The 11,730-nt window shown below is 64.5% G+C and carries 10 protein-coding genes, 2 tRNA genes and 1 pseudogene; 9 read left to right on the top strand and 4 right to left on the bottom strand.

The window, feature by feature from the left end; genetic code table 11:
- The 5 genes from RMO40_RS04810 to RMO40_RS04790 form a co-directional block, all read left to right on the top strand.
- A partial coding sequence (locus RMO40_RS04810; protein WP_309717063.1) for an EamA family transporter occupies positions 1–840 on the top strand: 840 nt, incomplete at its 5' end.
- A 226-nt stretch (positions 841–1,066) separates the two neighbouring features.
- Positions 1,067–1,339: an HU family DNA-binding protein gene (locus RMO40_RS04805; RefSeq protein WP_047485758.1), complete on the top strand. Its 273-nt coding sequence runs from the start codon at positions 1,067–1,069 to the stop codon at positions 1,337–1,339.
- Between the two features lie 11 nt (positions 1,340–1,350).
- A tRNA-Val gene (locus RMO40_RS04800) sits at positions 1,351–1,426 on the top strand.
- A 149-nt stretch (positions 1,427–1,575) separates the two neighbouring features.
- Positions 1,576–3,510: a SurA N-terminal domain-containing protein gene (locus RMO40_RS04795; protein ID WP_309717057.1), complete on the top strand. Its 1,935-nt coding sequence runs from the start codon at positions 1,576–1,578 to the stop codon at positions 3,508–3,510.
- A gap of 40 nt (positions 3,511–3,550) precedes the next feature.
- A tRNA-His gene (locus RMO40_RS04790) sits at positions 3,551–3,626 on the top strand.
- Positions 3,627–3,701: 75 nt separating this feature from the next.
- Here the strand turns inward: RMO40_RS04790 and RMO40_RS04785 are convergent.
- The 4 genes from RMO40_RS04785 to RMO40_RS04770 form a co-directional block, all read right to left on the bottom strand.
- Entirely contained in the window at positions 3,702–5,999 is a 2,298-nt protein-coding gene (locus RMO40_RS04785; protein WP_309717054.1) for an ATP-binding protein, read from the bottom strand.
- Between the two features lie 30 nt (positions 6,000–6,029).
- Positions 6,030–6,773 carry a response regulator transcription factor gene (locus RMO40_RS04780; protein ID WP_309717051.1) on the bottom strand — a complete coding sequence of 248 codons (744 nt, stop codon included), beginning with the start codon at positions 6,771–6,773 and terminating at the stop codon, positions 6,030–6,032.
- A 71-nt stretch (positions 6,774–6,844) separates the two neighbouring features.
- Entirely contained in the window at positions 6,845–7,831 is a 987-nt protein-coding gene (gene phnD, locus RMO40_RS04775; RefSeq protein ID WP_309717047.1) for a phosphate/phosphite/phosphonate ABC transporter substrate-binding protein, read from the bottom strand.
- Between the two features lie 62 nt (positions 7,832–7,893).
- Positions 7,894–8,871: a zinc-binding dehydrogenase gene (locus RMO40_RS04770; protein WP_309717044.1), complete on the bottom strand. Its 978-nt coding sequence runs from the start codon at positions 8,869–8,871 to the stop codon at positions 7,894–7,896.
- A 95-nt stretch (positions 8,872–8,966) separates the two neighbouring features.
- Between RMO40_RS04770 and surE the strand changes: the two genes are divergently transcribed.
- From surE to RMO40_RS04750, 4 genes and pseudogenes are all read left to right on the top strand, one after another.
- Positions 8,967–9,713, top strand: a complete 747-nt coding sequence (surE, locus tag RMO40_RS04765; protein WP_309717042.1) for a 5'/3'-nucleotidase SurE — start codon at positions 8,967–8,969, stop codon at positions 9,711–9,713.
- Positions 9,710–10,519 carry a protein-L-isoaspartate(D-aspartate) O-methyltransferase gene (locus RMO40_RS04760; protein WP_309717039.1) on the top strand — a complete coding sequence of 270 codons (810 nt, stop codon included), beginning with the start codon at positions 9,710–9,712 and terminating at the stop codon, positions 10,517–10,519. The genes surE and RMO40_RS04760 overlap by 4 nt, the downstream gene beginning before the upstream one ends.
- Before the next feature lie 80 nt (positions 10,520–10,599).
- On the top strand, positions 10,600–11,487 hold the full coding sequence (locus RMO40_RS04755) for a peptidoglycan DD-metalloendopeptidase family protein (RefSeq protein WP_309717066.1): 888 nt from the start codon (positions 10,600–10,602) through the stop codon (positions 11,485–11,487).
- Positions 11,488–11,530: 43 nt separating this feature from the next.
- A pseudogene (locus tag RMO40_RS04750) lies at positions 11,531–11,730 on the top strand (hypothetical protein); the annotation flags it as partial.

Raw genomic sequence — 11,730 nt, 5'->3', positions numbered from 1 at the left:
GGGTTCATCGTCGCGCGCTACGGCATGCCGCACGCGCCGCCGATCACCTTTCTCAGCATCCGTTATGCCTTGTCGCTGCTGTGCTTTGGTGTGTGGATTGCCTTGGCGCGCGCGGAGTGGCCCAAGACGCGGGCGCAATGGCTGCACCTGGGTGTGTGTGGTGTGCTGATGCACGCCGGTTACCTCGGCGGTGTGTGGACCGCCGTCAAGGCGGGCATGGGCGCCGGCACGGTGGCTTTGCTGGTCGGGCTGCAACCGGTGCTGACGGCCGTGTGGCTCAGCCAGGTTCAGCAGTCGCAGGCTCCGAGCACGTCGCGTCGCCAGTGGCTTGGCTTGTTGCTGGGCTTGGCGGGCCTGGTGCTCGTCGTATGGCGCAAGCTCGGTGCGGGTGAGTTGAGCGCGTGGAATCTGTCGCTCGCAGCGCTTGCCTTGTTGGCGATCACGGCCGGCACGCTCTATCAGAAGCGTTTCGTCAGACCGTGTGATGTGCGAACTGCGAACACGGTTCAGTTGCTCGCAGCACTCGTGGTGAGCTTGCCGATTGCGTTGTTGGAATCTGAGCAGGTGGTGTTGCACCCGCACTTCCTTGGTGCCATGGTGTGGTCGGTGATCGGTCTCACCTTGGGTGGCAGCTCATTGCTGTACCTCTTGATTCAGCGCGGTGCAGCAACGCAGGTCACGAGCCTGTTGTACCTCGTGCCGCCGAGCACGGCGCTCATGGCCTGGCTGCTTTTCAACGAACCCCTGACCCCCGTCATGCTGTTCGGCATGGCCCTCACCGCGTTGGGCGTGTCGATGGTGGTGCGCACTGAGGGAAAGCCCCAGCCCGCAACCGCATGAGCCTTTGAAGTAGGCGCGGCACCGTGGCTTGTCAAGCGTGGAAGCATGTGGCGCAGCGTGCCGAGGATGCAGTCGATTACGCATAGAATCCGCTTCCGCGCTTGACACTGGGTGTGCCTGCGGCTGTAATCGTTTGAGCCGTGAAGCCACTCGTTCATTGAACATTGGCGCGGCACAGATCATCCACCCAGAATCTTTCGATGCACCTTTTTGAGGGGGTACCTTCGTGAACAAATCCGAATTGATTGAACACATTGCCAAGCAGGCTGACATTTCCAAAGCAGCTGCCACGCGCGCGCTGGAAGCCCTGATCGGCGGTGTGAAATCAACGCTCAAGAAGAACAACAGCGTATCGCTGGTGGGCTTCGGAACATTCAGCGTCAGCAAGCGTGCAGCGCGCGCTGGGCGCAACCCGCGCACCGGCGCCACCATCAAGATCAAGGCCGCCAAGGTACCGAAGTTCCGCCCGGGCAAGGCCCTGAAGGATGCAGTCAACTGATTGAAGTTCTCGGGTGCTTAGCTCAGTTGGTAGAGCGGCGCCCTTACAAGGCGTAGGTCGGGGGTTCGAGCCCCTCAGCACCCACCAACGAGACGCCGCGCAAGCCCCCTTCAGGCACGCTGCCATCAGCTAAAATTCTGACCGTTTACTTTGCAAAGGCGAACTTAGGTTCGCCTTTGTCGCATCTGGGGTGATTGGTTTGCCCCCGCTCTGCTGCTCATTGATCGAGGTCACAGATGTTTGAAATTTTCCGCAAGCACACCCGCATTCTTCTGTTCGTCTTGGTGCTGCTGATCATTCCCTCTTTTGTGCTGTTCGGCATCGAGGGCTACAGCGGGTCGACGGGCGGTGCCAATACAACCGTGGCCAGTGTGGGGTCGCGCAAGATCAGCCAGGCCGAGCTCGATGCGGCGCACCGCCGCCAGGTTGACATGCTGCGCAGCCAGATGCCAGGCCTCGACGTGAAGATGTTCGATTCACCCCAGATGAAGCGCAACACGCTCGATGGCCTGGTGCGCGAGCAGGTGTTCCTCGCCGCCGCTGACAAGGCGGGCTACGTGACGACCGACGAGCGCTTGCTGCGCGAGTACATGACCGACCGCCAGTTCGACCCGTTCCGCAAGCCTGACGGCAGCCTGAATGTTCCGGGTCTGGAACTGGCGCTGGCCCAACAAGGCCTCAACAAACAGCGTTTTGACCAGATCAAGCGCGAAGAGCTCGTGATGCGCCAGGTGCAAATGGGCGTGGTCGGCACGGTGCTGGCGCCGGCGGCATCGGCATCGAGTGCGATGGACGCGCTGTTTCAGCAACGCGAAGTGCAGCTGCAGCGGTTTGACACCAAGGACTACCTGGGCAAGGTCAATCCGAGTGCCGCCGACATCGAGGCGTACTACAAGAACCCAGCGCATGCAGCTGAGTTTCAGACGCAGGAGAAGGCTGACATCGAATACGTGGTGCTCGACATCGAGACCATCATGAAGGGCATCAAGGTGCCTGAAGACGAACTGAAGAAGTACTACGACGAAAACGCTCAGAAGCTGTACGCGGTGGCTGAGGAGCGCAAGGCCAGCCACATCTTGATCAAGGCCGGCAAGGACATGCCAACCGAAGATCGCGTAAAGGCACGTGCCAAGGCCGACGCCTTGTTGGCCGAGCTGACCAAGAACCCGGCATCGTTCGCAGACGTCGCCCGCAAGAACTCGCAAGATGCAGGCACAGCCGACAAGGGCGGCGAGGTCGATCTGTTCATGGCACGCGGTGACACCGACAAGGTCTACGAAGAAGCCCTGTTCGCCATGAAGAAGCCGGGCGACCTGAGCCCGATCGCCGAGACCAGTGAAGGTTTCTACATTCTTCAGCTCAAGGCGCTGCGTGGCGGCGACAAGCGCAGCTACGACAGTGTTCGAGCCGAGATCGAGCAAACGCGCAAGAAGCAGCTCGCGCAAGCCGAGTTCGCGAAGGCCGCAGCCGAGTTCAACAACCTGGTGTACGAGCAGTCCGACAGTCTCAAGCCCGCCGCCGACAAGCTCAAGCTTGAATTGCGCAGCGCCAAGGGCGTGACGCGCATGCCTTTGCCGGATGCCTCCGGCCCGCTGGCCTCGGCAAAACTCCTCGAGGGGTTGTTCGGCGCCGATGCCTTGCGCAACAAGCGCAACACCGAGGCAGTGGAAACCGCCCCCAACACCTTGGTGTCGGCACGTGTGGTGCAGCACAGCCCGGCCGCCATGCAGCCGCTGACCGAGGTCAGTGCGCGAGTGCGCGAGCGACTGGTCGCCATTCAGGCGGCTGCAATGGCTCGCAAGGAAGGTGAGGCCCGCCTCGCCGCATTGCGCCAGGTCCCCAACACCGACCTCGGCACGCCGCTGCAAACTGTCTCGCGCGCCCAAGGCAAGGATGTTGTGCGCCAGGTGGTAGATGCGGTGCTCAAGGCGCCGGTGGCCACGCTGCCCGCCGTGACCGGTGTCGAGCTGGCCGACGATGGTTATGTGGTCGCACGCATCGTCAAGGTGCTGGGCCGTGACCCTGTGGCTGCCGACTCCGCGCGGGCTTCATCACAATACGCCCAGACGTGGGGGGCGGCTGAAGCTCTGGCCTACTACACGGCCTTGAAAGCGCGATTCAAGGTCGAAGTGAACCTGCCTTCGATTGCAGAAACGGTTGCTCCCAAGTAATGCGAGGGTCGCGGCTTCCGCTATAATCTGCGGCTCTGCGGTGGCTGTAGCTCAGTTGGTAGAGTCCAGGATTGTGATTCCTGTTGTCGTGGGTTCGAGCCCCATCAGCCACCCCAAAAAATGAAGCAAGGCCCCCGATCACTCGGGGGCCTTTTGTTTTGGGGTCGCAGTTGTGGCGTTGGATGTGGCCCTCAGCTTTTTTCCGACAGCTGCCGAATGCACACGCGGCAACAGATGCCACCAGCCGGCACCTCGCGCCACTCGACCTCGCCGCCCAGCTGCTTGACGCGCTTGCGCACACCGCCCAACCCCAGGCCATGCGCCCAGGCTTGGGGGTTGCGACCGGCGCCGTTGTCGGTGACGGTCAGGTCAAGGCGGTCGCCATCGAGCATGAACTCGATGTCGACGCGGCGCGCCTGCGAATGGGCAATGACGTTGTTGACCAGCTCGCGCATCACCCGGGTGAGGGCCGACCACTGCACCACGGTGAGCGAGATATCGCGGTCGGTGCTGAAGTTCCAACCCAGCGCCATGTGCGCCGCCGTGAGACGCTGAGTGAGGTCAGATTTCCATTCAGCCGCCGCGTGTGAGAGCGGGTGATTCGGCGCTGCCAGGCCGCGGGTCAGCGTCTTGAGGTCTTGCAAGGTATGGCGAACGTAGTTCTCCATCTCGGGCGACTGGGCCTTGTACATCAGCGTCAGCAGCCGCGCGCCTATGTCGTCGTGCAGGTCTTGCGCCAATCGCAGCCGCTCTTCGCTGCGGCCTTGTTCGACGGCCTTGTCGAACGCCACTGCGCGGCGCAGTTGCTCGACCACCCGCTCGGCCAGTCGCGCATCTTCGGTGCTGAACAGGCGGCGCCCGTGATGAGCAAAACGGATCACGATGGAACTGGCTTCACCGGCCTCTCCATTCATCAGCTCGGGCACCGGGATGACAAGTGTCGAGCCACCGCCGGTGACGCGGGTGGCGGGGCTGCGCTGATCGATGACCACGGCCTCCATCGGCTCGAACAGCTCGCGCAGCAACTGCGTCAGCAGGGCCGCCGTGCGCTCGGGGTGGGCTTCGACTTCACGTGCGATGCGGTACAGCTTTTCGAACATGCGCTCGGTGGTGAGCACGTTTTGATTGCGCACCTGGTTGAGCAGCCATTGGCGTGCACCGGAATACAGACCCAGTGACAAGAACAGCGCCAGCGTGAGCGAGGCGAACTGGCCGAGCGAGAAAACCGCCACGAACAGCAGATCGAGCGCCGTCGCCACGGTGCTGATGGCCGCCAACAGCGAGAACTCGCGCATCACCTGCTGCGACTTCGACAAGAAAGGCAGCAACAGCAGCAGCGAGGCCAGGAACACCGTCCAGATCGTCGGCCCGGTGGCGGCGATCTGCTGTTGGACGAGCGGTGCGCTGCCCGAGGCCACAAGCGCCAGCGTCAGCAGCAGCCAGGCGCCGACCGCCAGAACGCCGAATCGCCGCATGACGATGGCGAACGGGTGCGGCTCGATGCGGTGCGACCAGGTGAGCAAGGCAATGGCCACCACACCGAACAGCGCGACACTGCCTTGCAGCCACCACCACGCGCCGCTCAGCTCGGCATTGCCGATCAGCACGATGAGCGCGGCCACGCTGAGCCAGCTCAGCCACGCCACCACGCCAGAGCCCGGGATGCGACGTGGGTGCAGGGCCGAGGCATGAACCACCGCAGCGGCGGTGAGCAGGTCGAGGCTCATGTGCAGCGGCATGTTCCAGCGCGGCAAGGGCAGCGGCAGGGCCAGCCCCATGGTCGACTCGATGGCCACCAGTGCCAGGTTGCCCGATTGGCACAATGCAGCCAGCGCATACAGCAGGTTGCGCGTCGTCGGCCGAGCCAGCACCACCACCATGGCCACCAGGTAGAGCACCAAGGCCAGGCCGGACAGAAGCCAGAACATGGCCCCCAGCGAGCCGAAGCCACGCCGTGGCAGCGACACCTCGGCCATCTCGCCTTCGGAGAAGAACAGCTTCACCTTGCCTTGCGCCATCGCGTTGGACAGCTGCTCGTGCATGGCACGGTGGCGATCGCGCTCGATGTCGCCGATGACCCAGCGCGACGAGCGCCGAAGTGTGAGCCCGTCGACCACGGCCATGCTGCTGTTGGCGCCTATCACGCCGAGCAGGGCGCGGCCCTCATGGGGAGTGAGCATCGGGTCGGCCGACGCCACCAGTTGCAATTGATTTTGTGCGCCGGCCTTCCAGGTGGCGTCGAAATGCGGGGACTCTGAGAGCCAGCGCGCCAGCAGCAGCACGCCGACACAGCCCAGCAGGGCGGCCACCACGAGCAGCCGCAATCGCCAGCCCATCCAGCGCGACAAGGGCTCGTCGCCGCCGAAGCTGCGGTCGATCAGGCCGGAGTCGAGCGGGCTGGAGTCGGGGCCGAGGCTGAAGCTGCTGCTCGGCAGCTCACCTGCCGTGTGGGCGGGAGAAGAGGGGGCACCACGCAATCGCATGTCCATGGTGGCGTACCCGGTAGGGCCGAAGCGGCGTCAGACCAGGCCTTGCTTGCTGGCCAGCACCGCGGCTTCGGCGCGGCTGGACACGTTCAGCTTCTTGTAGATCGACTTGATGTGGTCGTTGACGGTGAACCACTTGATGCCCATCAGGTTGGCGATTTCCTTGATGGTGAAACCCTTGCTGAGGTAGGTCAGCACCTCGCTTTCGCGCGGTGTGAGGCGCTCATGGTCGAGCGGAGCACCGCGGCCGAGCGGCATCGGGCGGCTGCTCTGAAAGCCCGAGGTGCCTGCCAGGCCCGGCTCGGCAAGCCCGCCCATGCCGCCGGGCCCCTGTCTGAAGTGGCTCAGCAGCCGGCGCGCAATGGCTGGTGACAGGGGCGGTTGGCCGCGCACGATCTTTTGCAGCTCTTCCACCAGCACTTCGAAGCGGTCTTCTTTCAGCAGGTAGCCATCGGCACCGCATTGCAGGGCAGGGAAGAGGTGGTCATCGTCGGAATACAGCGTGGTGACGATCTTGGTGGCCGGGTAGCGGGCCAGCTCGGCCAGCAGCTCCATGCCGTTGCCATCGGGCAGCTCGAGGTCGACCATGACCAGCTTGAACGGGTCGGCCGACAGCTCGGCGCGCAGCGGGTCGATCACACCCACCTGGCGGCGAGCGGTTTCGAGGTCGCCAGCTTCCGTGATGACGATGCTGTCGCTGAAGCTTTCGCGCACAACGCGGCTGAGAAAGCTGCGGGCGACCGGGTTGTCTTCAACGATCAGAACCTTGATAGCCATGCCGTGGGGAAGCTCTCAGGAGGGGGCTTGCATCCTAGCGCACTCGTTGCGCCGCTTCTATCCCGCGAACGTCATTGGCGCGTCCCGCCCGGGCTGGTTTGCAGGGTGCGGGCGAGCCGGCTGTAGCGGTCGCGCAGGTCGAGCAGGCGCTCGTTCTTCTGGGCTTCGCTCAGGCGTGCGTCGAGCAGCACCTCGGAGCGCAGCTTGAAGTCTTCGATTTCGAGCACGAACTTGAGCTGCTGGTTGTTGGACGGCTTGAAGCCCGCCAGGTCAAACATCTGCTTCAGGCGAGACTTTTCTTCGGCCGTCTTGCCATAGGAGAACAGGAACGACGAAATGCGGGTGCGCAGTGACAAGGGCAGGTCGGTGCGCCACAACAGCGGGTCTTTCGGGATGAGCGCCGATTCCCACAGCACGCGCAGGCGCGCCGCCTGGGCGGGTTGGCGAGTTTTCAGGCGGTCGAATTCTTCGGTGTTGTAGGTACCGGCGTGGGCTTTGCCGCTGAGCACGGCGTCGACCGTTTGCGCGTGGGTGCCGCGCAGCAGCGGGCTGAACTGTTCTTCGGGTTTGATGTTGCGCGGCACGAAGAGCGCATACGACGGCATCAGGTGGCCGCTGGTCGAAATGTCTTCACCCAAGGCAAAACCATGCGTCTTGGGCCTCGCCAGCAGCTGCTCGATGGAGCTCAAGCCCGAGTCGCGCCGGGTGACGATCAGTGCGCGGTAACCGAGCGAACCATTCGAGTCGACCAGTTGGCCAAAGACCTCGACATTGGCCCGCTCGATGCAATCGAGCGCCGCCTTGTTCGACACCCAGGCGAGCTGCACCTTGTTGGTGGCCAGGGCTTCAGCGGCATCGAGGTAGCTTTGTGCGTACCAACCTTGGACGGGCAGGCCGGTGGCGCTGCGCATGTCGGCAAAAAACGGCTCCCAGGCGCCACGCGATTCTTCTACCGTCGTGGTGGTGATGACGCCGAAGCGCAACTCGCTGCGGCCTTGCGCGATGGCCGCACCCGGCCACAGGCCCAGCAGAGGCAGTTTGAGCAGCAGTCGGCGCACCGGGATCCTCCGCGCGATCGGCTCGCGCCGGCGGAATTATCGGCGGTGCGCCGGCCCGCACCTCACTCGTTGACAAGCACCAGCTTGCCGCGCACCTGGCGGCTGCCCATGCGGGTGAAGGCTTCTTTCAGCGAGGTCATCGGCAGGCGGGTGTCGATCACCGGCTTGATCTTGCCCTGCGCGTACCAGGCGGCCAGTTCGGCCAAGGCGGCACTGTGCGCCTTGGGTTCGCGTCGGGCGTACTCACCCCAGAACACACCGACGATGGAGGCACCCTTGAGCAGGGCCAGGTTGAGCGGCAGCGACGGGATGCCACCTTGTGCGAAGCCGATCACCAGGTAGCGACCACGCCAGGCGATGGAGCGGAACACCGGCTCGGCCAAGTCGCCACCCACCGGGTCGTACACCACGTCGGGGCCTTTGCCGTCGGTCAGTGCCTTGATGTCGTCGCGCAGGTTGCCCTGGCTGTAGTTGATGGTCGCGTCAGCACCCAGCTCTTTGCACAGTGCGCATTTTTCATCGGTCGACGCGGCCGCGATCACCTTGGCGCCTGCGGCCTTGGCGATCTGGATGGCCGCCGTGCCCACGCCACCGGCGGCGCCGAGCACCAGCACGGTTTCACCGGCCTTGAGCGCGCCACGGTCGATCAGCGCGTGGTAGGTGGTGCCGTAGGTGCACAAAAACGCGGCGGCGTCGTCAAAGGCAAATCCCTTGGGCAGCGGCATCAGCAGCGAGGTCTTGGCGCACACCTGGGTGCCGAAACCACCACCGCCGCCAAAGGCCGCGACAGCATCGCCCACCTTGAAGCCGGTGACGCCTTCGCCAACGGCGTCGATCACGCCAGCGTATTCGGAGCCGGGCACGAAAGGCAGCGGCGGCTTCATCTGGTACTTGTTCTGCACGATCAAGAGGTCAGGGAAGTTCAGGCTCGCTGCCTTGATGGCAATGCGCACTTCACCCGCCTTGGGCTCGGGCGTGGGCAGGTCCTTCCATTCCAGCGCTTCGGGGCCGATCGGGTTCTCGCAAAGCCATGCCTTCATGTTCGTCTCCATCGGGTTTTGTGTGACTGAGGATGATAAACAGCGAGCTCGCTGTGTCTGCGTCACGCAGGTGACGAGTCCTTACAATCGCGGCCATGCGAATCTTGATTGCCAACGACGATGGTTACCTCGCACCCGGCCTCGCGGCGCTGGTGAAAGCTTGCGAAGGCTTGGGCGAGATCGACGTGGTGGCGCCCGAGCAGAACGCGAGCGGCACCTCGAACTCGCTCACGCTGAACCGGCCGCTGTCGGCATTCACCGCGGCCAATGGCTTTCGGTACTTCAACGGCACGCCGTCCGACTGTGTGCACGTCGCCCTGACCGGCCTGTTGCCGCACCGGCCCGATCTGGTGCTCTCGGGTATCAACAACGGCGCCAACATGGGTGACGACACCTTGTACTCCGGCACGGTGGCTGCGGCGATGGAGGGCTTTCTCTTCGGCATCCCGGCGATTGCTTTCTCACAGGTGGAGAAAGGCTGGGCCCATGTGGATGCTGCTGCGCAAGTGGCGCGTGCGGTGGTCGAGCAGGTGCTGAAGAACCCGCCTGCCCGCGGCCCCTGGCTGTTGAACGTGAACATTCCCAACCGTGCCGATGCGGTGTCGTTGCCACGCGAGGTCACGCGGCTCGGCCGCCGCCATGCCAGCCAGCCGGTGATCCACCAGACCAACCCGCGCGGTGAGTCCATCTACTGGATCGGGCCCGCCGGTGATGCGCGCGATGCAGCCGCAGGCACCGACTTCCACGCCGCGGCGAACGGCCGGGTGTCGATCACGCCGCTGCAGGTCGACCTGACCGACCACGCCGGCCTGCCCGCGTGGCGCGAGTGGGTGAACCCATGAACGCACCGGAGCGCCCGCGCCCCAAGTTCCCGCTCCAGCTCGACGGCCTGGGTGGGGCGCCGAAGAAGGGTCCGCTGCTGCGGCCACAACAACCGCTGCGGCAAGCCGCTGTGGATTCGGCGCGCAGCGTCAGGCCCTCGGGTCTCGGGCTTGATTCAGCCGACGTGCGCCAGCGCATGGTGACCAAGCTGCAGGCCATTGGTCTGCGCGACGAGCTGGTGATGGCGGCGCTCGCCAAAGTGCCGCGCCACCTGTTCGTTGACACGGCGCTGGCAACACAGGCGTATGAAGACACCAGCCTGCCGATCGGTCTCGGGCAGACCATCTCCAAGCCGTCGGTGGTGGGGCGAATGATCGAGTTGCTGATGAATGGCCCGGCCGCCCGCACTCGCCGCACGCTCGGCCACACACTGGAGATCGGCACCGGTTGTGGCTACCAGGCGGCGGTGCTCGCGCAGCTCTCGCGCCAGGTGATGAGCATCGAGCGGCTCAAGCCTCTGCATGACAAGGCGCGCGAGTTGCTCGCGCCCTTGCGCTTGACCAACATCCGGCTGGTGTATGGTGACGGGATGCGAGGGCACCCTCCGAATGCCCCCTACGACAGCATCATTGCTGCGGCAGGCGGCGAATCCCTGCCCGATGCCTGGCTTGCCCAGCTCGCGGTGGGAGGGCGTCTGGTGGCCCCGGTGCATGACGCGAGCGGGCGCCGCCAGGTGCTGGTGGTGGTGGATCGAACAGAAGAAGCTTACGAGCGCTCAGTGCATGAGGCCGTGAACTTCGTGCCTCTTAAATCAGGAACGGATTGATGACGCTGGCCATGATGGGATGCATATCGAGCGAAGCGAATGATGCTCGCCGTGTGGCGCGGGTGCGGTTCGTGTGCGCGATGGCGATGCTGGTGCTCGCGGGTTGTGCCGCCCCCGACAAATACCGCGCGCCGGTCGAAGACCGCTCAGTGCTCAACCGGCCGATCACGTTCGACCCTGCGCCTGTCTCGACGGTGACCACCTCCTCTGTGGCCCTGCCCACCGAAGCCGGCAAAGTGTTGCCCGGCGCTGAAAACGCAGGCAAGCCCGGCTTCTACATGGTCAAGCCGGGTGACACCCTGATTCGGGTCGGCCTGGAAACAGGGCAGAGCTGGAAGGACATCATCAAGTGGAACAACCTCGAGAACCCCAACGTGATCGAGGTCGGGCAGGTGTTGCGGGTGGTGGCACCCGGTGCTGACCCGAATGCCGTTGCGACGCGCCCGGTGACGATCGCCAAGATCGAAACGCGCCCGCTGGACGCTCCCAGGAGCCAGCCCGCACCAGCCGCCTCTGCGGCCGTGCCCGCGGCACCGGCCTCGCCGCCCGTCGCACCGCTGCCCGTCTTGCCCACACCGCCGGTGGCGCGTGAAGGCGACGAAGACATCAACTGGCTGTGGCCTGCCAAGGGCGCCATCGTGGGTTCATTCGACGAGTCGCGCACCAAGGGCCTGGCCATTGCCGGCAAGGCCGGTGACCCGGTGAGCGCAGCTGCCGATGGCAAGGTGGTCTATGCGGGCTCGGGCCTGCGCGGTTATGGCAACTTGGTCATCATCAAGCACAACAACACCTACCTCACCGCCTACGCTCACAACCAGTCCTTGCTGGTCAAAGAAGAGCAGGCGGTCAAGCGTGGGCAGAAGATCGCCGAGATGGGCGCGACCGATGCCGAGCGGGTGCAACTGCACTTCGAGATCCGCAAGCAGGGCAAGCCGATCGACCCGGCCAAGCTCTTGCCGCCGCGCTGACGCGTACTCGGCCCGCCTTGCCCCCGTTTGACCGCGCACGACCATGAGCAAGAAGCGCCACACGGGGAACGGGCTGGCAGCGGACACCGCAGTACCGCCGCCGTTCGCTTTACCCAGCCTGCAGTCGGTGTTGCAGGGGGCCGGTGAGCACGGTGCCGATGGCGCAGAGCCACAGCCTGACGACGTCCCCGCCAGCATCGAGATTGCCGCCGGAGACGGTGAGGTCGGCAACACCTTGCAGAC

The sequence above is a fragment of the Rhizobacter sp. genome (genome assembly GCF_031412075.1).
Lineage (GTDB): Bacteria > Pseudomonadota > Gammaproteobacteria > Burkholderiales > Burkholderiaceae_C > Rhizobacter.
Note: the sequence above shows the minus strand (reverse complement) of the source record. Positions and strands in the feature narration are given on the sequence as shown.